Below are 20459 nucleotides of genomic sequence, written 5' to 3'. Positions count from 1 at the left end.
TACTCGGTATGAAAAGCCCGTTCACGTTCTGTTTGGCGTTAATTTTGCGCAGTTTTATCCATATGGCATTACGATATACGTTTCTTGGCGTGCTGATGTTGCTCGGCAACCTGTCGGCCTGGGCACAGGACCCTCAGTTTACGCAGTTCTATGCGGCTCCGCAGTACCTCAATCCGGCTTTTGCAGGCTCGGCGCTGGCACCACGAGCCACCATCAATTATCGTAACCAGTGGCCTGCCATTACCAATTACGTCACTACGGTCGTCGGCGTTGACCATTTCATCCCGAAATTGAATAGTGGTATCGGCGTGATGTTCATCAGCGACAACCAGGGACAGGGTGCCGTGCAGTCAACAGAGTTTGCTGCGCAATATGCATACCAGTTTCAGGTGGGCGAGGCATCGTTTGTCCGGCTCGGGGTGCAGGGCAGCTACGTCAACCGGAATGTCAACTACTTCGGGCTGACGTTTGGCGATCAGTTTTCGACCAGCGGCATCATTCGCGATAAAACCTCCGATCCAGTCGTGCTGGCGGGCGCGCCAGTCAATAAGTATCTCGATTTCTCGACGGGCGGCCTTTTTTACTCCGACTGGTTCTGGGTGGGGCTGTCGGCGCACCACATCAACCGGCCCGACCAGAGTTTCTTCTCGGCCACCAGCGGAAGCCGACTGCCCATTAAGGGAAGCCTACAGGCTGGCCTGCGCATTCCGTTGCAGGGCATAACGGGCTATGGTGATGAGATGGACCGCGAAATCAGCATTTCACCGGTCGTCAATTATAAGTTTCAGGGTAAATACGACCAGCTCGATATCGGTACGTACCTGACTTACTCGCCTATTACGGTGGGCGTGTATTACCGGGGAATTCCCTTCAAAAAGTACGATCAGCGGATCAATAACCACGACGCATTTGCGGGGCTGATTGGCTACCGGGCCGATAAATTCTCGATTGGTTATAGCTACGATGCTACTATCTCTACGCTGGGTTTCGCCAGCGGGGGCTCACACGAGATTTCACTTTCCTACATCTTCGACCGCCCCGAAAGCAACCGGGACCGCTACAAGCCGAAGAAAGGCATGTTGTCATGCCCCAAGTTTTAGTTTCGAGTTTACAGTTTCGAGTTAGCTAACGCAAGTTTGCTCCCGGCATCAGTCAACGGGAAACACCAAACTCGAAACACTAACCTCAAACTCGAACCTAATTCCCCCCTTCATCCCGCACCACCAACTGCACGGTGATGCGGCTTTTTTGTTCCAGCAACATGGTCTTTCCCACGAGTACCCGGTCGATGGTGCTTTGGTCGTAATGCCGGATCGTGATGAGTTCGAGGGCTTCGTTGTAGGTAACGCGGAAGTGTTCGCGGAGCCGTTCGAGCAGATCGGGGATGCGCTCAGGGCGCGAATCGACCACGACGGAAAAGTTGAGCGCCGTGTTCTGCATCAGGTTGATCTTCACGCCCGCTTCGGCAAACAAGCCAAAAATCAGGCTCAGGTTGTCTTCCGCGATAAAGGAAAAATCGGTTGGGTGCAGCGAGATCAACAGCTGATTTACCTTGAAGATAAACGAAGGCGTTGGATTCGGCACGGGTGGGCCGCCCACCATCGTTCCCGGCTGGTCAGGCTGCACAAACGACCGCACATAAAGCGGTATGCCCTTATTCTGAAGCGGTTTAATGGTTTTCGGGTGAATGACCGTCGCGCCATAATAGGCTAGTTCCGTGGCGTCCTGGTACGTCAGCGAGGGCAGCAGCACCGTCTCGTCAAAATAGCGCGGATCGGCGTTCAGCACGCCAGGTACGTCCTTCCAGATGGTCACGTCCTGCGCCTGCGTGCAGTAGGCGAAGATCGCCGCCGAGTAGTCGGAACCTTCGCGGCCGAGGGTCGTCGTTCCGCCGGTTGGGGTACCGCCAATAAAGCCTTGTGTTAGCACCAGTCCGGGTTTGGTGGCCATCAGCGACTGAATCTGTGTCTCGGTCGTAGTCCAGTCAACGCGACCTTCACGGAATGTGTCGTCTGTACGAATCAGCTGTCGGGCATCGGTCCACTGCACGGGTAAGCCGAGGTGGGTCAGGTAGGCCGCCAGCAGTTGCGTTGAGATGATCTCGCCCATCGACACGATCTGGTCGTAGACTTCGTCGTAGCCTTGCATCGCGGGTGTGGTCAGTTGCGTGGCTACCGTCGCAAATGTCTCCCTGACCGGTGCCAGCAGCGCTTCGGACAGTTCAAATTCGGCCACGATCAACTCATGCGCAATCACCACGTTCTGCCACCGAAGCTGTGCTTCATCGGCGCGACCCGCCATATGGCTGACAACAACCTCTTCGAGCGCGTTGGTGGTTTTGCCCATTGCCGAAACGACAACCAGCAACTCGGCTCCGTCGGCAATGGTTTGACTGATGATGCGGCCTACATTACGAATACCAGCCGCGTCGCGCACCGAAGCGCCACCGAATTTGAATACGTGCATATGGGTAAACGAATGAACGAACAGCTCAGGGCACTCGCTGCCTTCATGGGTAGTTTCGTTCGTTCACTCGTCGGTTTAGTTGTCGACCTGTAGCGGCAAGGTGTAGAGCATAGCGACCGGGCCGCCATCTAGCTGAGCCGGTTGCCAGCGGGGCATTTTTTCGATAGCCCGTATAATGCTGATGCGATAGGTATCCATGCCTTTCTCCGCCTCAGGATTGGTCACCGGTTTGGAGTCGACTGTAATGTCATACAGGGCGCCATCCGGTGCCACAATGAACCGGACCGTAACCGGCCCCGGCTTGTATTGAATCCGGTCGAGCACGTTGGGGTACTCGATGTTATCGGCCAGAAAACGGAGCATCGCCTCGCGCCCACCCGGAAACTGGGCCAGTTTCTCAACCGACGTATAAAAGCGGCCTGGGTACGTTCGGCGGGGTTTGGGCTGGGCGTGGCCAGCTGTAGTCAGCGCCATCTGTAAGGTGATGGCAAAAAGGCTCGTTTGGAGCAAACGAACAAGCCAGGTACGCATACGTATCTTATTGGTTAACGGAGGATAACGAATTAAACGAGGCCACCACATTGGCCAGTTCAGGCAATAGATCGGGGTTTTGTTCGATGCCATTTCCCACCACGATCAGGTCGGCACCGGCGTTGAGCGCTTCGTAGGCTCGTTCGCCGGAGTTGATACCGCCACCCACCACAATCGGGGAGTCAACGGCGGCCCGAACGGCGGCAATCAGGGCCGGTGGCACCGGGCGCCGGGCACCGCTGCCCGCATCCAGGTACGTTAGCCGTAGTCCCAGCAGTTCGCCAGCCATAGCGGTGCAGGCCGCCACACCCGGCTTGTCGTGGGGGAGGGGAGTCGTATTGCTGATGTACGATACCGTGGTAGGTACGCCCCCATCAACGAGCATGTAGGCCGTCGGGATGATGTCGAGCCCGCTGCGCTTGAGCAGGGGCGCAGCAATCACATGCTGGCCGATGAGCAATTCAGGATTGCGCCCCGAAATGAGCGACAGCAACAGCAAGGAGTCGGCAGAGGGCTCGATGTGCAGTGAATTGCCGGGGAACAGAATGACGGGGATCTGGGTCAGGCGGCGGATCGTAGCGATCATGTCGCGCTGAACATAATCAGTGATCAGACTACCACCTACCAAAAAAAAGTCAGCCTGATGCTGAGCAGCCCGGCTGACGGTTTGGTCAAAATCGTATTGCTCAACCTTATCCGGGTCGAGCAATACGGCAAAGGATTTACGACCTTGCTCCCTACGACTGATTAGCGTAGTCAGCAGGCTGTGTGGAAGCCTTTTCGTGGTATTGGGTGTCAGCGTGTTGCGCTGTGGGGTTGATTGCATTATTTGTCCGAATGCGCGTCAGCAGGCCTGAGAGCTGTTCTTTGGCGATGTTTGTCAATACTGACGTTAACAATCCGCCAATGAGCCCGCTCGCTGCCGCTGACCGTTGCGTTTCTTTGGCTTGTTTCTGAACCGACTTGGGCTGTCTCCGGGCCACAGGCTCGTCGTCATCATCCTCGTCGTCATACTCAGTGTACTCGTCGTCGTCATCCCATTCTCCGTATTTCTCAGCCCGGCGGTATTCGTCAGACTTCGGCAGAATCAGATTGGCAAGCAAAAATACACCGAAAGCAACACCAGCCACCAAGGCGGTCGTTTTCCCGATTTCTGAGGCGTCAGACTTCAGCGAATCGACGTTATCCTGGATCGATGATTTGAAGCGTTCGGTCGCCTGCATCAGTTGGGCTCGGCGGGCTGTCGTATCAGAAAACGGTACTTTAGGATCATCCATGATATTACGTGTCTAAAATAGAAAGAAAAAGTTGTGTTGTTGATGCGTTATCGCGCTACAGGGCATAGCCCCGAACGCTTTGTTGGCGCTTGGCGGAAAAGACAAACTACCCGTTTGCTTATTGGCCAATCTGCTTCATCGACGCCGTGGTTTGGTTCATCAGATCCTGCACGGCCTGTGAACGGTCGTCGGCCTTCTTCTCCTGGCTTTCCTTGAGGGCTTTGTAGGCAATTTTTCGGATTAGGCTGGTCATCGATTGCTTCGACACCGCCCAAATGATGGTCAGTATCAGGAAGAAACCTGCCACGATGAGGAAGCCAAGGTACCGGCTATTGGTCACCTCGTTGAGGTACGCTGCCAGCAGGCTGAACAGGAAGATGGTCGTGATTGTCGCCAGGAAGCCCAGAATAATTCCGTGAGTGGCCACTACGGCTCCTTCTTCAACTTTACCCCGCGTTTCGAGGGTAAAGAGTTCAATACGCGCTTCGAGGTAGCGGAATATATTTTCGCGAATTTCCTCCAGACGTTCTAACATGACTCGTTCAATAGTTTACTGTGGATTACCAGTAGATACTACTAACAAGTGGCAGCTTTGTTTTAAGCTTTTGTCGATTGTCTATTCTAAGGGCGCCGAAATGGTTACCTAAACAGACAGGCCGAAGGGCCTTATCGAAACAACTGTTTGAGTTCCTGCAACGCGGAGCGAATGCGGGTTTTGACCGTGCCGAGCGGCAAGCCAAGCTCGTCGGCGGCTTCCTCATGAGTATAACCGCCGAAATAGACCAAATCGATGAGTTGCTTCCGATCGGGGCGGAGCTTCTGGATGACTTCGCGCAGCCCGATATGGTCGGGGTTTTCCGGGGCAACCGCATATTCGCGATCGACGGCGAAGGTACCGGCGTCATCGGTGGACAACGTCTGCGCGCTACTGGGCCGACTCATGGCTTTGCCCGACCGAACGGCATCGATGCCGGTGTTGCGGGCAATGTTGAGCATCCAGGTGAAAAGTCTTCCTTTCTGCGTATCGTAGGTAGCGGTATTGTTCCAGATTTTTATGAATACTTCCTGGAGCAGGTCCTGGGCCTGCTCTTCTTCCCGGACAATCTTCAGTAAGACACCGTAAAGAGCTGCCGAATAGTGTTTGTATAGCCACTGAAAAGCCTGCTCGTCGCGCTGAAGTAGCTTTTCGACGAGAACCGATTCTGTAGCAAGAGGCGAACGCTTAGACAATGCAGGTAGGGGTTGTCTCTCCAAATATAGCGGCTGAATAGTAGCAACGTATACCTGACCCATAGTATGTAATAATATGAGCAGCGTATATGTGCTGCTAGTAGTCAACAGCGCATTGGCATTATAGTTTAAAATTTAAAGGGTAACGAATGGGTTGGGACAAAACCCGCAAGGTCCTGACAATATTGACAGGACCTTGCGGGTTTGCATGAACAAGTTAACACCTAGTTATACAAGTAGGCAGAAACTTGGAAATTTATTGTTACCTAAGCCAGGTAAGGGGCTGCGATAGCCAACACCTGTTCTTTGGTGAGGGGCTCATCGAACGCCTCCCGAACGCGGGCGGCATCCTTGCCGGTAGCACCAGGCAGGGCTACATCCGCCTGCGTGGTGTTGTCTTCACCCGCATACACGGCGGCCGGCTGCTCAGCCGGATCAGAGATCCATCCTTTCTGGGCACGTACCCGGCGAATCATGGCGGCGTGGCGCGCTTCAACGGAGTGAATCTGCAAAGCCGTCGTCAGGGCGTCGGTGCCAAGCAGATTACCCGCCTGACCTTTGTAGGCTCGCACACCCGTGTCTTCCAGGGCCTGGGCTACGGCCAGGAATGTTTGCTGACTGCTGAAGACGGTGCCAAATTTGAACGTAGGTTTCGCAATGGCAGCGCTGCCCAGCGCTCCTTTCAAAAGGGCTACGTGAGCGGCTTCGTGCTTGCTGATCTGGCGGATGATCTGGTCATCGGAGGCGATCAGGCCGGAGGTATTCAACGCCGTACGGTAGTATTCGTCTTCGAGGTACTCGAGCGTAAGGGCAAAGTTCAGTACATCGACAACGGCCGTTTGCGACGCCTGTGCGTAGGCCTGGTTCAGGCTGGCCGCCAACACGGTTGGGGCGGCTACGGCTGTCGATACCTTACGGCTCATTTTTAGCCAGTTACGGCGGCTGTAGTACGACACGCGTTCGGGCATATCGCCGTCTATTTTCTCGATATCTTCGAAAAGCTGGAACAGGTTCATAGTGCTGAGTATATTAAGCCAGCTGAGTGGCGGTTACTTTATTTTGAATGAACGGCTGGGCCAGCGGCAACACGGCCGATGGCAGGCGAGCGGCGTCCAAGCCATTCGAGGCCGTAACGACATCGTCACCAGCGAAGGCTGCGGTGCGTGAATTGAGCAGGTCGCGGATAATAGCAGCGTGGCGGGCTTCCACCGACACGATTTTACCGGCGAGCAGCAGGTATTTTACGTCTTTGATCAGCTTACCGGCTCCGTTATACGCTGATACCCCCAGGTCTTCAAAGGTGCGGGCGGCAGTTAGCACGCTGTTGCGGTCGTTGAAGTTGATGGCGCCAAAGTTGGGCGTCAGGGCCGGTATGGCGGCGCTACCGATTGCCGTTTTGAAGAAGTCGCGGTGGATTTGCTCGTGATCCCGAATTTCCGTCAGGATAGTCATTTCGTCGGCGCTCATGCCGCTGTAGGGCGTAGCCACAACCTGCGTGTAGAAGGCGGCTTCCAACTGCTCAAGAGCGTAGGCGTAGTTCAGGATACCGACATCACCGGCGCCGAGGTCGACAGCCTGTGGGGTAGGGTTGGTGCCAACGTTATCGTTTTTGCTACAAGCCGTTACGAGTAGGCTGGCCGAAGCGGCTGTGAAACCGGCGTAGCGGAGAAACAACCGCCGACCAACAATCAGGGACGGGTGTTCGGGCGAGACAACAGGGCTTGACTCCTGCTGATCATTCTTGGATGTAAGCATAGTTTTTCAAACGTTACTATGATCTGCCACCTGCAGACCCACTATGCTTACGGAATATGAAGCCCCTCTGGATTTGTAGCGCCTGAAAAAAGTTCGTTATTTCTAACTAAGTCCCTGTAAAGAGGAAAAGACGGGCGCACACAATAAAACGTCTGGGGAGCGATTTAGCCCGTTTTTCAGGCTAAATCGCTCCCCAGATCCAGTTTAAACAGGATAGTGTTTTATACACTTACCTTTTGATTGGCGTAAAGCAAGTGGCGAACGGCGTCGGCAATGCCCTGTGGGTCAAACCCGCATTCGCGCTGCAACTCCAACTGCTCGCCATGCTCGATGATTGCATCCGGAATGCCCAGGCGTTTCACCCGCGCACTGTAGCCATGATCCACCATGAACTCCAGCACCGCCGATCCAAAACCGCCCTGTAAGCAACCGTCTTCCACCGTCAGTACGCGATCGAAGCGCTGGAACACCTGATGCAGCATCGCCTCATCGAGCGGCTTCACGTACCGCATATCTATGTGCGCGGGCCGGATGCCTTCTTTGGCCAACGTACCCAGCGCCTGCGTGGCATAGTTGCCGATATGACCGATGGTCAGGATAGCTACGTCCTCGCCATCCTGCACCAGCCGGGCCTTACCAATGGGCAGTTCTTCCAAGGGAGTGCGCCAGTTGGGCATCACCCCTTCGCCCCGGGGATAGCGGATAGTAAACGCCTGCTTGCCCTGTTGCACCGTAGCCGAAGCGGCCGTGTACATCATGTTACGCAACTCCTGCTCGTTCATGGGGGCGGCCACAATCATGTTGGGCACGCACCGCATATACGCCAGGTCATAGGCCCCGTGGTGGGTGGGCCCGTCGGCCCCGGCAAAGCCAGCCCGGTCCAGACAGAAAATGACGGGTAGTTCCTGGATGCACACGTCGTGGATCACCTGGTCATAGGCCCGTTGCATGAAGGTGGAGTAGATGTTGCAGAACACCACTTCACCCCGCGTGGCCATACCCGCCGAGAAGGTCACCGCGTGTTGCTCGGCAATACCTACGTCGAACGCCCGATCCGGCATGGCCTTCATCATGATGTTCATCGACGAGCCCGACGGCATAGCCGGAGTTACCCCCACAATGCGTGGATTCTGCTCGGCCAGCTCGACCAGCGTGTGGCCGAAGACATCCTGGTATTTGGGCGGCTGCGGCGTCAGGTACGTCTTCTTCTTGATCTCGCCTGTCAGCTTGTCAAAGAGGCCGGGGGCGTGCCACTTGGTCTGGTCCTTCTCGGCCGGGCCGTAACCCTTACCTTTTACCGTCAGTACGTGCAGGATTTTGGGGCCGGGAATGGTCTTCAGATCGGCCAGCACATCCACCAGCCGGTCGACGTCGTGGCCGTCGATGGGGCCGAAGTAACGCAGATGCAATGACTCGAAAAGGTTGCTTTGGGAGAGCACCGACGACTTAATGGCGTTCTCCACTTTAGAGACGATCTCCTGAGCCGACTTGCCGAAGGTGCTGAACTTACCCAGCAGGTTCCAGACCTCGTCTTTGACCTTGTTGTAGGTGGGCGAGGTGGTGATGTCAGTGAGGTATTCACGCAGGGCACCCACGTTGGGGTCAATGCTCATGCAGTTGTCGTTGAGCACGATGAGCATGTTAGCATCGGTGGCCCCCGCATGGTTCATGCCTTCGAAGGCCAGACCGGCCGTCATTGACCCGTCACCGATTACGGCAATGTGGTTGCGGGTAGGGTTACCCTGTAGCTGTGACGCCACGGCCATACCCAGCGCAGCCGAGATCGACGTCGATGAGTGGCCCACGCCAAAGGCGTCGTAGGGGCTCTCTTTGCGCTTGGGAAAGCCCGACAGCCCGCCGTAGAAGCGGTTGGTGTGGAAGTTATCGCGGCGACCGGTGAGGATTTTATGTCCGTAGGCCTGATGCCCCACATCCCAGATGAGCTGGTCGTCGGGCGTGTTGAAGACGTAATGAAGCGCGGCGGTGAGCTCGACAACCCCGAGGCTGGCCCCAAAGTGCCCTCCGTAGACCGATACCACATCGATGATGAACTGACGGAGTTCATCGCAAAGCTGAGGCAGCTGTTCTTTGGAGAGGTGGCGCAACTGGTCGGGGGTATGAACGGTTGCCAACAGAGGGCCGGGGGTAATCAGCATGATAAACCGCGTGAAGTGTTAACTGTGGTGGGTAAACAAGCCTGGGTGGGGAATTGTTTCTACGCCCATTCCCTGTAAAGGTCTGACAGCAAGGGCGCAAAAGTACGCTATAACTTGGATAATTGGTAGGGTCCAGCACGGGTATAATAGGATTATTCCTTTGTTTTAGCCCCCTAAGTGGCTGTTACCCAAGTGTAAGGAGTTTTGCCCTTTACCAGATAGCTAGCGACTGTAGCTTTTACTGTATACCGCTACCTGTCTGGTAAAGGGCACTTTTAGGTTATACCGCTTCCTTTTTCAGCTTATCGCGGAGCTGGAAAAGCTCATCGCGCAGGCGGGCGGCTTCGATGAAGTCGAGGTCTTTAGCGGCTCGTTCCATACGCGACTGGGTCTCCTTGATCAACTGTTCCAGGTCGCTTTTGCCCATGTACTGAACCACCGGGTCGGCCGCAATCCGAATCTCTTCCGGCTCGACGTAGAAGTGCTTGGGTTTGGAATCGGCCACTTTAGTCTGACCCAGAATTGCCTCCCGCGATTTCAGCACCGTCTGTGGCGTAATGCCGTGATCGGTGTTGTATTCCATCTGAATGGCCCGGCGGCGGTTGGTTTCGTCGATTGCTTTTGCCATCGACCCCGTGATGGTATCGGCATACATCAGCACCTTCCCGTTGGCGTTCCGGGCGGCCCGGCCGATGGTCTGGATCAACGACCGGATGTCGCGCAGGAAGCCTTCTTTGTCGGCGTCCATGATCGCCACCAGCGATACTTCGGGAAGATCGAGACCTTCGCGTAACAGGTTGACCCCCACCAACACATCGAAATTGCCAAGACGGAGATCGCGCAAAATCTCGACGCGGTCGAGGGTTTTTACTTCCGAGTGAATGTAGCGCGTCTTGATGCCGACCCGTTCCAGGTATTTGGTCAGTTCTTCGGCCATTCGCTTGGTCAGGGTCGTAATGAGCACCCGCTCATGCCGCTTGATCCGCACGTCGATTTCTTCCAACAGATCATCGATCTGATTCAGGCTGGGACGTACCTCAATCTCGGGATCAAGCAGACCCGTGGGGCGAATCAACTGCTCGACCACCACGCCTTCGCTCTTCCGCAGTTCGTAGTCCGACGGCGTTGCTGATACATAGATGGTCTGACCCGACAGGTCTTCAAATTCCTGAAAGGTCAATGGGCGGTTGTCCATCGCCGAGGGCAGCCGGAAGCCGTAATCGACCAGCGCAACCTTGCGGGAACGGTCGCCGCCCCACATCGCCCGGATCTGCGGAATGGTAACGTGACTTTCGTCGATCACCATCAGAAAATCGTCGGGGAAATAATCGAGCAGGCAGAACGGGCGTTGACCGGGCTTGCGGCGGTCGAAGTAGCGGGAGTAGTTCTCGATGCCCGAGCAGTACCCCAGTTCGCGCATCATTTCCAGGTCAAACTCGGTGCGCTCCTTGATCCGCTCGGCTTCCTGCTCCCGGAATTCGCTTTCAAAATACCGAATCTGAGAAACCAGATCATCCTGAATTTGGGTGATCGCACCGTTGAGCGTATCACGACCCGTTACAAACAGGTTGGCCGGGAAGATCGTCACGAGCTTTTCGTCGGACAGCTTTTTGCCCGTAGCCGGATCGATGCGTTGAATGGTCTCGATTTCATCGCCGAAGAAGATAACCCGGTACGCAAAATCGGCGTAGGCCACAAACAGATCGACGGTATCGCCTTTGACGCGGAAATTGCCCCGGGCAAACTCACCCTCGGTGCGGCTATATAGGATGCTGACGAGCTTGTGCAGAAACTGGTTTCGGCTCATGCGTTCGCCCACCCCGATACGCACCACGTTGTTGCGGAACTCCTCGGGGTTGCCCATGCCGTAGATGCACGACACCGACGCAATCACGATTACGTCGCGTCGGCCACTCATCAGTGCCGACGTCGCCGCCAGCCGTAGCTTGTCAATTTCCTCATTGATCGCCAGGTCTTTCTCGATGTAGGTGTTGGTCGTGGCGATGTAGGCCTCGGGCTGGTAATAGTCGTAATACGAGATGAAGTACTCGACGGCGTTATTGGGGAAAAACTGCTTGAATTCGCCGTACAGCTGCGCGGCCAGCGTTTTATTATGGCTCAGTACCAGCGTAGGCCGATTGACCTGCTGAATGACGTTAGCGATGGAAAAGGTTTTCCCGCTGCCCGTAACCCCCAGCAACACCTGGGCGGGTTCGTTCTTTTTGAGGCCGTCAACGAGTTCGGCAATGGCCTTGGGCTGATCGCCGGTCGGTTGAAATTCCGAGGTTAATTCAAAGTTCATCAGTCTTGTTGCTCCGAGTTGGCATACGCTGCCCGGCGGAATACAGCAAGTTACGCATAAACGGCCCGAATGACAAGGTAGTTTTGAAAGGTTTCTGATTCGTCGTTACACGTTGAGCGAATCGTACGACAATCCTGCGATGAAGCTGTACCCGGATCGCACAAAAGCCGTATTTTGCCTCGCATGAGCCTCTTCCGCGCCCTTTTTGTCTCGATTCGTGTCTGGCTGATCCTGCTGGGCTTCGTGGTTGCTTTCGTGGTGGCCTACGCGCTGCCGCTATTGTTGCCCGTGTTGGAAATTGCCTTTTGGGTGTTTCTGCTGCTGGTCGTGATCGATGCGGTGCTGCTGTTCCGGCAAAGTCAGGTCGGTAGCCAACCCGTGTTTTTCGCCCGGCGCGCCCTGCCCGAACGGCTGTCGAACGGCGACGATAACCCCATCACTTTGTATCTCGAAAGTCGGTATCCGTTTAACGCATCGGTCGAGATTATCGATGAAATTCCCTTTCAGTTTCAACGGCGCGACGTGCTGTTTCAGAGCGAGGTAAAGCCCAACGAGGTCCGAACGCTTCGCTACGACCTGCGCCCCACCCGCCGGGGTGAGTACAGTTTCGGGGCTATCAATGTCTACGTGATGACGCCTATGCGGCTGCTGAAACGTCGGTTTCAGTTTGAGCAGGGGCGGTTGGTGCCCGTCTATCCGTCGTACCTGCAAATGCGCCAATATGAACTGCTGGCGGCCAGCAACCGGCTCACCGAACTGGGTATCAAGAAGATTCGGCGCATCGGGCACAGCATGGAGTTTGAGCAGGTACGTCCTTACACCCAGGGCGATGACCTGCGCACCATCAACTGGAAAGCCACCGCCCGCCGCTCCGATCCTAACCAGTCGAATCTGGTGGTGAACGCTTATACCGACGAACGCTCGCAAGCCGTTTACTGCCTTATCGACAAAGGCCGTGTAATGCGCTCCCCTTTCGAAGGCCTCACCCTGCTCGACTACGCCATCAACGCCTCGCTGGTGCTCAGCAACATTGCGCTGATCAAGCAGGATCGCGCCGGGCTCATCACGTTTTCCGACAAGATCGGACAGGTGGTGCCCGCCGAACGCCGACCGGGTCACATGCTGAAAATTCTGGAGGTGCTGTACCGCCAGAAAACGCGCTATCTCGAAACTGACTTCGAGGCACTCTACGCCACCATACGTACCCAGGTACGTCAGCGCGGACTACTGCTGCTGTTTACCAACTTTGAAACGATCAGCGGGATGCGGCGGCAACTGCCCTACCTGCGCCGACTGGCCAAGGATCACCTGCTGCTGGTGGTCTTTTTCGATAACACCGAACTCCGCTCGCTGCTCGACACCCCCGCCCACACGACCGAAGACGTGTACCTGAAAACAATTGCCGAAAAGTTTTCCTACGAAAAGCGCCAGATCGTTAAAGAACTACAGCAATACGGTATCCAGAGCATCCTGACGGCCCCCAAAGACCTGACGGCCAACACCGTCAACAAATACCTCGAACTGAAGGCGCGCGGCATGATCTGAGCGTAAAAGGGTAGGGCCGGATTACTTTCCAGTAACTAAAACCTATAAAATGGTACTGGTGAGTGAACGTTATCTCGATAACTTAGCCTAGTAAAAGCGCCGATGAAATGGGAAAGCCTGCTGCTCGTTCAACCGATATGCACACCTGTCCGATGGTTACGCCAGGAACACCGCCCGTGCCTCACGTAGGAGGGCCCATCTTGAAAGGATCACCTAACGTACTGATCGGTGGCCTGCCTGCGGCAACGGTAGGGGATACTTGTGTGTGCGTAGGGCCAACTGACTCGATTATTGTCGGGTCGATGTCGGTGTATATCAATGGCAAGCCGGCTGCCCGTATGGGCGACAATACCTTACACGGGGGCATTATCGTGGGTGGCTGCCCGACTGTGCTGATTGGGGATGTGGGCGTGATCGTACCGGGCGTAAGCCTGCCTGATCTAAACTGGCTGGACAAGCTGTCTGATGCCGGGAAACGAGCTGCTCGGCAAACCATGGCTCTCAAACAGGCCGCCGCCAACGGAGCCATATTCTGTGAAGTCTGCTAGGCTGATTTACTTACATGCTGACCATTCGCACCCACCAGATCGAACGCCTCGACGCTCATTTTCAGGAGCGACTGATTGAGCGCATCCGCCAGCATGTGGCCATGCACCTACCCGATGACTATGCCCAGCAGTTGGCTACTGATCCGCACAGCACGTCAATCCGGCAAAGTCTCGATGCGGCTCGCCGCTACGGGCTCACTACCGACGCTAACCTGACTATTTTTACTGATTTTAGGCTGGTATATGGCCCCGATTTTCCGCTGAATAGCGAATGGGCGATCGAGATTTTGACCGATGGCAGTCTACATGAAGACGAGAAAACAGAACAGTTGCGAAACCAGCTGGACACGTACCTGACCGACGCCAAACCCAAGCCATGAACACACAACCCAAACCGCCCGCAAGGCCGCTGACACCCGCCAGAGCTGCACAGTTGAAAGCGGCTACCGGTGCCGTGCCCAAAACCAATGCAGTCAGCAAAAGCACGCAGCCTTGTGCCAAACCGGCTAAAAGTGACTGGAGCTGTCTGCGGTATGGTAAGCTGCGGGGGCCAGCGTATAACAACAAAACGAACAAACAGCCTATCAGTGGCTATCGGCGGTGGCACTCCCTCATCGACAGTCAGCAGATTACCGAAGGCGACGCCAAAACGATGTTGCTGATGTCGCCCAACGAAGGTGATTTCAACGCGGTGCAGGCCTACGATAATCAGGCCCTGACAATGGGCGCCATGCAAAAAACGATTGCCCCAGACGGTAAAGGCGAGCTTACCGATCAGATGGTGGCGTTCAAAGCCCGCAAGCCCGACAAGTACAAGACGGTCTTTCAGGATCAGGGCTGGGATACCGAAGAGGTCGAAGTGACCAAGACGGTAGGGAAGGGCAAGAAAAAGAAAACCATCACGACCACCGAAACGCGCGCCAAGTATACCTACACCAATAGTAAAGGCGAGCAGGTGACTATCGGTGGTGATAAACTGTATGCCTTTATCAAAAGCTACTGCGATCCGAATACCGACGCCGAAACCAAGGCAGAGGTCGAGAAGGCACTCGATGCTATGCGTAAGGCGGGTGAAGATGATGAGTTTAAAGATCAGCAGATCATCGACTTTAAAAAACGGATCGACAAGGCGACTGGTACAAAGCCCAAAGGCTACGATTATCCCATCGCCGACTATATGACCTCCGACAAAGGCCGGGCGCTGGCGCTGGACCAGAGCGTAAACCGCCCCGCCTATCTGTCAACCGACTATGGTTCGGCCCTTGATACGTTCTACAAGAACAACCCCAAGGTGTCGAAGAACCCCGCCGACTGGGGAGAGAATCGGGAAACGTATCAGGACGAAATCAATTCTATTTATGGGCCTGCCCGGCGGGGTACAGACATGAAAGGGCGATACGAGCGCATTCGCGATGCGCCTAACCCGGTAGTGCCCGCTGATACGCCGCCCTCATGAACACACGCCACCTTACCAGTATGTTACATCCATGCTTCGTTTTTGCTCTGGCGCTGCTCTGGGCGGTTGGGGGCATCAACCCGCCCGCCAACGGTCAGGCCACGCGTCGGGTGGTTACAAGAAGCGTTAAACCCAGCTTCACCATGACGCATCCTGTCTCAAAGATCAAATTAACCTTCCACGAACCAGCTTTGCTGGAGGCAACGGGCGAGGTGGCTGCCTGGAAAAAACTGACGATCCACCTGCCCGACGACACGTTTACCATCGAAGCGCGGCCCGAGGACGGTTACATGATCGATACCAAGGCTGGCAATCAGCAAAGCTGGTCGCCAGACGGTAAATACCTGGCACTCTACCAACCGCACGGGATACTTGACAAAAAAAGCTTTACCAGCACGTCGTTGATCTTTATTGATCTGGAATACGGCGAAGAAATCGCCTTTCAGACTCGCGCCCGGCAATCTATCGGAAAAGACGATTTTCAGGGTTGGGTAACCGGTAAACCACATGTGGTTAAGGTGGGTGGCCGTGCCATTAAGGCTACGACCGTAGCGGACAACCCCAACGAAGCTTATCCGGCCGACGAATTAACAAAACATTGACCGGTCATTGACCAGAACGTACCCACATCATATGGCTCATGTATTATTGGACGCCGCCCGAATGAGTGAGGCCATAGAGACGGCTAAAGAGCTCGTGGGCGACAATCAGTACCGGTGTCTTTATGCGGGTAGTGCTGAAGAAACCCTAAGCCACGTAGCCCCCTATCTGTTTTCCCTGCAAAATCCCGCCTTTGTTGACTGGGTACTGGCCGAAGGCTGGGGGCAGGCCTGGGGGGTAGTGGTGGTGACTGAGGCAGAGCCATCGGTGTTGTACCAGCACTTGAAGCGCTTCCTGTATGTCAGACCCGAACAGGGGCCCGCGCTGTATTTTCGCTACTACGACCCCCGCGCCTTGCGGTTGTTCCTGCCCACCTGCGACGCCGATCAGCTACGTGCGTTTTTCGGACCGGTACGCTGTTTTATCGCTGAAGACGAAGATCCGGCCTATGCGCTCAACTTATCTATTGAACAGGGGCAGCTCAACCAACAACGCCTGCCGCGCGCCGAAGCCCATACGTACCTGAAGCAATACTTAGTTAAACGATACCAGCGGCACCATGTATAGCTGTCCTTACACGCGGAAAGCGCCTTCCACCAACTCGTGAAAGGCGCTTTCCGCGTATAAAGGGTAATGTACCTGTCTATTGCACGAACGTCCGGCGGGCGCCGTCCGAGGCGAACAGGGCGCGGCTGCGGGCGGCTTGGCCGTTGGTAAACATGTACATGCAGCCGTCGTCGGTATAGTCCATGTAGTTCATGAACAGATCGCCGTTGGGACCGTTGCCGCAGGTTACGTGCGGGAAAGCGGGGCAACCATAATTGGCCGTCTGCTGCGTGGGGGTGTCGGCAACCTGATCATTGCCGCAGCTGGCATCGCCCCAGATGTGCCGCAGGTTGAGCCAGTGACCAACTTCATGCGTGGCGGTGCGGCCTTTGTCGTAAGGTGTGGCAAAATACCCACCCGACGGCACAAGGGCGCGGCTGCCGAAGTATTGCGGCCCAATCACTACGCCATCGGTTGCTGCGGTGCCACCCGGAAACTGCGCATAGCCCAGAATGCCGCCACCGATGTTGCAGACCCAGATATTCAGGCTGCGCGTGGGGTCAACGGCGTCGACGCCGCCCTTCTTGCTGCTCTTCATCGCATCGCGAGTGCCCCACGAGGTTTTGCTCGACTGCTTACGGTCGACGCTCGCCAGCGTAAACTGAATCTGCATGTCGGAAGCCAACCCCGAAAAGACACCCGGCAACAGGCTGACGTCGCTGTTGGTTTTGCTATAATCCCGATTGAGCACCGTGATCTGCGACTGAATCTGCGCGTCGCTGATGTTCTCCTGCGCGGTGTTGTAGATAACGTGCACCCGTACCGGAATGGTCACTACGCCCGTGTAGGCTACGGCGGCGGCCAGCGAACTGCCTTTCATGAAACGGCTGGCTTGTTTGTCGATATCATCCAGTTTTTTAGCAAGGCCTGGATTCTCCTTGATGTTTTCCGCCAGCACGTCCATGGTGGCGCACTGCCGCGGGCCTTCTTCGCCCTGTTTTGCATGTCGATCACTTGCTGATGAAGTACCTGACTGATCGATGGTGGGGTCGAAGCAAGACGATACGGCGCCTACGACAGCCAAACAAACGATGGGTAAAAGGAATCTTTTCATTGGTTTGATTAGGTTAACAATTAATCAAACCTATACTTTATTCTAAATATTAACAAATGGTACTTCATAAAAATAAGACAAAACTTACTCATGGGAAAGTATGTATAAAAAGTCGTTGCTCAGGTTGCTTAAGTGCTCAATAACCATCGTCTGATTGAGCCTACAGCGGCTACTAAGTTGCTTGGCCCCTTCGCCAGTATAGGGGAATAGCCCCGACTAGTTCACAGGGTGAGGATAGGCTATGCTGATGAGTCTTTATAAATTAGCTGAGTGGTATTGACCCGCTTTTGTTTGTGCGTCTACATAGTAGGTCACTTGTTGCCAATTGGCCTTAGGCGAATCGTTTGCGTTGACTCATTTCGGTAATTATGACAAAATATATACGGCTGTTTCTCTTTTTGATTCTCTATAGTGCGAGCCCGCTCACCTTTGCGCAACTCATCACGACCCAGGCCATTGCAACGAACGCCATCTGTGCGGGTACTGCCATCGAGGTGCCTTTTACCAGTAGCGGCTTGTCGGTTACGGGCAACACCGCTTATACCGTCCAACTGGCCAACGGGAATGGTGCCTTTGTGAACGTACCCACGGGTGCCGCTACCCAGAATGGAGCGGCCTATACGGTAACAGCAACGATTCCGGCCAGTACCAGCTATGGCAACGGGTATCGCGTGCGGGTGGTGAGCAGCGGCGTGTTGGGCACCGTAAGCCCAACCACCCTGACGGTGAAAACACGGCCCGGCGCCCCGGCTCTACCGCTTCAACTGATTGCGCCCAATACCTACCAGTATACCTTCTGCCAGAACGACAAACCCGTTACGCTATCGGACATCACTGGCCCTGTGCCCGATAATTACCGGGTGCAATATGACGTGGGCAGCGACGCCGCGCCTACGGGTCAGAAAACGTTTACGGCTCCGACTATCACGACAACAACGCCTGGAAAAGCGACCTACAACCTGCGTTTCGTGGTAACGGATGCCAGCCGGGGCTGCAATCCCGACAACGACGCTGTGGCCTACCTTCAAACCGAAGTGAAACCCCGTCCCGAGGCCCCATCAGTGCCCAACCCGACGCTGACGTACTGCCAGAATAGCAACGCTCCGGCTCTGGCTGCCTACACCACGGTCGCCAATGCCAATCTGTTCTGGTACGATGCTAGTGACAAACTGCTTTCAGAAACCACGGCGCCTAGCCCGCCAACGGGCCAACTGGGCGTACAGACGTATCTGGTGGCGCAGTCAGTCAATAATTGCGAAAGCATCAGGGCCCGCCTGACGGTGACCATCCAGACTACGCCGATACCGGCCGTTGGCCAGACCCGCTTTGACATCTGTAAAGGCAGTGCAACTCAGCCCCTGTCGGCCACTGGCACAAACCTCCGCTGGACCGACCCCACGGGGGCGACCTTTACGGCGGCTCCGACTCCTTCAACCAGCGAGGTAACGAAGAATGCGGATGGTGACATCTATTACGTAACGCAGACCGGGAGTAACGGGTGTGTGAGTCCGCGCGTGGCCATTCGGGTGTTTGTGTTGGGTCCGCCCACGTTGGCCCTATCGGGCAGTACAACCATCACGCTCGGGCAGACGGCCCCACTCACGCTGGCGTTTACGGGCAACGGACCCTACCGGTTCAGGCTGTCGAACGGCGTTTCGGGGACCGCCCAGAAAGACACGACGATCCGGGTGGCTCCCACCGTGACGACGGTCTATCAGGTAGCCGAGGTGAGCAACAACTGTGGTACGGGCCTACCTGCCAGTACGGCCACCATCACCGTGGCAGTCCCGTCGATTCGTACGTTACCCCTGTCGGCCAGCCTGGTCTGTGCCGGTAGCCCAGTGACGGCAAGTTTCCAAACCACGGGGAGTTTCAACGCAGGGAACACGTTTCGGTTACGCATCGCCCGGACTGAGCCAGGTACGACGGCACTGACATACACGGATCTGGACGAACAGCGGGTTGGGGTAGGGCAGGTGACCGGTACGTTGCCGGGGACGATAGCCGTAGGTACTTATTCACTGCTCGTGGTATCGACCAACCCCGACCTGTCGACAACCAACACGGCCACCCCTACCCAAATCGCGGTGCGGGCGCCTGCCAGTGCAACGCTGTCGGCCACACCGAACCCGGCGCAAGTGGGTGAACTGGTCAAACTCAACGTTACGTTCGGTGGCGAAGGGCCATGGACGTTCAGCTATCGCGACAGTAGCAACGTGGTCGGGGCTGCGCAGCAGGTAACCACCAACGCCAACCCGCATAGTATCGAGGTGCGCCCTCAACGCACAACCGCCTACCGGCTGACGGCCTTAACCAATAGCTGTGGCAATGCGCCTGCGCTGCCTTCCCCACTGCTGATCACGGTGATGCCGTTGCTGGCAACTGAACCGCTCGTTACTGATGACCTAAGTAAATCGATTCGGGTATACCCAATCCCGGCTACTTCGGCCCTGACGGTACAATTTACCCAGCCGCTTCAGGAGGCGGCTACGCTTGATGTGCTGGATGTACAGGGGCAGACGAAGCAACAGCAACGCACCACGCAACCGACAACGACTCTGTCGCTCGGCCAATGGCCCGCCGGTACGTACCTGCTCCGGGTACGGGTGGGAGAAAAGACCACGGTGCGGCGTATTCTGGTCGAGTAGGCAGGTCCTACCCTCCATATAGCTAAAAGACGGCCGGTGCGCAACAGACAGGTACGCGGTAGCGGCCTGATGCGCACTAGCCGTTTTGTGTTTATCGTGCAGAATACGCGATGATTGGGCAATGGATTTGTATCAGGTACAGCCAAGGCTGCTCACAGGGAGCAACGTACCCAGGGCGGCCTGTAGGTTGTTGAAAGGAGCGCAGGTACGTTGTAGGACAGTCAGTCGGTTGCGGGCGAGCCAGCGATTACTGGCCCGCAACCGAGAAAGTGGATGGTGTGGACT

The 20459-nt window shown here is 55.7% G+C and carries 19 protein-coding genes; 8 read left to right on the top strand and 11 right to left on the bottom strand.

Annotated features, from left to right (window positions below; genetic code table 11):
* Positions 1-62 precede the first annotated feature (62 nt).
* Positions 63-1100, top strand: a complete 1038-nt coding sequence (locus tag FAES_RS26705) for a PorP/SprF family type IX secretion system membrane protein (RefSeq protein ID WP_041259544.1) — start codon at positions 63-65, stop codon at positions 1098-1100.
* A 97-nt stretch (positions 1101-1197) separates the two neighbouring features.
* On the opposite strand, the gene FAES_RS26700 is transcribed toward FAES_RS26705, so the two are convergent.
* From FAES_RS26700 to uvrB, 10 genes are all read right to left on the bottom strand, one after another.
* The gene (locus FAES_RS26700; protein ID WP_015334325.1) at positions 1198-2466 is read right to left on the bottom strand and encodes an aspartate kinase; all 1269 of its coding nucleotides are present in this window, start codon (positions 2464-2466) and stop codon (positions 1198-1200) included.
* Between the two features lie 75 nt (positions 2467-2541).
* Positions 2542-2997: an energy transducer TonB gene (locus FAES_RS26695; RefSeq protein ID WP_051054331.1), complete on the bottom strand. Its 456-nt coding sequence runs from the start codon at positions 2995-2997 to the stop codon at positions 2542-2544.
* Positions 2998-3004: 7 nt separating this feature from the next.
* Positions 3005-3823 carry a phosphoglycerol geranylgeranyltransferase gene (locus FAES_RS26690; RefSeq protein ID WP_015334323.1) on the bottom strand — a complete coding sequence of 273 codons (819 nt, stop codon included), beginning with the start codon at positions 3821-3823 and terminating at the stop codon, positions 3005-3007.
* The gene (locus FAES_RS26685; RefSeq protein ID WP_015334322.1) at positions 3735-4274 is read right to left on the bottom strand and encodes a hypothetical protein; all 540 of its coding nucleotides are present in this window, start codon (positions 4272-4274) and stop codon (positions 3735-3737) included. The genes FAES_RS26690 and FAES_RS26685 overlap by 89 nt, the downstream gene beginning before the upstream one ends.
* 118 nt (positions 4275-4392) lie before the next feature.
* On the bottom strand, positions 4393-4809 hold the full coding sequence (locus tag FAES_RS26680; protein ID WP_015334320.1) for a phage holin family protein: 417 nt from the start codon (positions 4807-4809) through the stop codon (positions 4393-4395).
* Positions 4810-4940: 131 nt separating this feature from the next.
* Complete coding sequence (locus FAES_RS26675; protein ID WP_041258430.1) at positions 4941-5504, bottom strand: RNA polymerase sigma factor; 564 nt, start codon at positions 5502-5504, stop codon at positions 4941-4943.
* A gap of 266 nt (positions 5505-5770) precedes the next feature.
* The gene (locus FAES_RS26670; protein ID WP_015334318.1) at positions 5771-6520 is read right to left on the bottom strand and encodes a ferritin-like domain-containing protein; all 750 of its coding nucleotides are present in this window, start codon (positions 6518-6520) and stop codon (positions 5771-5773) included.
* Positions 6521-6533: 13 nt separating this feature from the next.
* Positions 6534-7259: a ferritin-like domain-containing protein gene (locus tag FAES_RS26665; protein WP_015334317.1), complete on the bottom strand. Its 726-nt coding sequence runs from the start codon at positions 7257-7259 to the stop codon at positions 6534-6536.
* A gap of 221 nt (positions 7260-7480) precedes the next feature.
* Complete coding sequence (dxs, locus tag FAES_RS26660; RefSeq protein ID WP_015334316.1) at positions 7481-9415, bottom strand: 1-deoxy-D-xylulose-5-phosphate synthase; 1935 nt, start codon at positions 9413-9415, stop codon at positions 7481-7483.
* Positions 9416-9695: 280 nt separating this feature from the next.
* Entirely contained in the window at positions 9696-11717 is a 2022-nt protein-coding gene (uvrB, locus tag FAES_RS26655) for an excinuclease ABC subunit UvrB (RefSeq protein ID WP_015334315.1), read from the bottom strand.
* A 183-nt stretch (positions 11718-11900) separates the two neighbouring features.
* Between uvrB and FAES_RS26650 the strand changes: the two genes are divergently transcribed.
* From FAES_RS26650 to FAES_RS29355, 6 genes are all read left to right on the top strand, one after another.
* Positions 11901-13262: a DUF58 domain-containing protein gene (locus FAES_RS26650; RefSeq protein ID WP_015334314.1), complete on the top strand. Its 1362-nt coding sequence runs from the start codon at positions 11901-11903 to the stop codon at positions 13260-13262.
* A 107-nt stretch (positions 13263-13369) separates the two neighbouring features.
* On the top strand, positions 13370-13810 hold the full coding sequence (locus FAES_RS26645; protein ID WP_015334313.1) for a PAAR domain-containing contractile injection system baseplate protein: 441 nt from the start codon (positions 13370-13372) through the stop codon (positions 13808-13810).
* Between the two features lie 14 nt (positions 13811-13824).
* Positions 13825-14190, top strand: coding sequence for a hypothetical protein (locus FAES_RS26640; RefSeq protein WP_015334312.1), 366 nt, complete (start codon positions 13825-13827; stop codon positions 14188-14190).
* A complete protein-coding gene (locus FAES_RS26635; RefSeq protein WP_015334311.1) occupies positions 14187-15266 on the top strand; it encodes a hypothetical protein in 1080 nt (359 codons plus the stop codon). The genes FAES_RS26640 and FAES_RS26635 overlap by 4 nt, the downstream gene beginning before the upstream one ends.
* Positions 15267-15286: 20 nt before the next feature.
* On the top strand, positions 15287-15868 hold the full coding sequence (locus FAES_RS26630; protein WP_148289460.1) for a hypothetical protein: 582 nt from the start codon (positions 15287-15289) through the stop codon (positions 15866-15868).
* Positions 15869-15899: 31 nt separating this feature from the next.
* Positions 15900-16433 carry a DUF4123 domain-containing protein gene (locus tag FAES_RS29355; protein ID WP_015334309.1) on the top strand — a complete coding sequence of 178 codons (534 nt, stop codon included), beginning with the start codon at positions 15900-15902 and terminating at the stop codon, positions 16431-16433.
* 76 nt (positions 16434-16509) lie between these two features.
* Here the strand turns inward: FAES_RS29355 and FAES_RS26620 are convergent, their stop codons facing one another.
* Positions 16510-17526, bottom strand: a complete 1017-nt coding sequence (locus tag FAES_RS26620) for a zinc metalloprotease (protein ID WP_015334308.1) — start codon at positions 17524-17526, stop codon at positions 16510-16512.
* A 368-nt stretch (positions 17527-17894) separates the two neighbouring features.
* Here FAES_RS26620 and FAES_RS26615 point away from each other — a divergent pair, with 368 nt between their 5' ends.
* Positions 17895-20174, top strand: a complete 2280-nt coding sequence (locus FAES_RS26615; protein WP_015334307.1) for a T9SS type A sorting domain-containing protein — start codon at positions 17895-17897, stop codon at positions 20172-20174.
* Positions 20175-20459 lie beyond the last annotated feature (285 nt).

Origin of the sequence: Fibrella aestuarina BUZ 2, from assembly GCF_000331105.1 — a bacterium.
In the GTDB taxonomy this organism is placed as follows: domain Bacteria; phylum Bacteroidota; class Bacteroidia; order Cytophagales; family Spirosomataceae; genus Fibrella; species Fibrella aestuarina.
The sequence above is the reverse complement of the archived record's forward strand: the minus strand, read 5'-3'. Positions and strand labels throughout refer to the sequence as shown.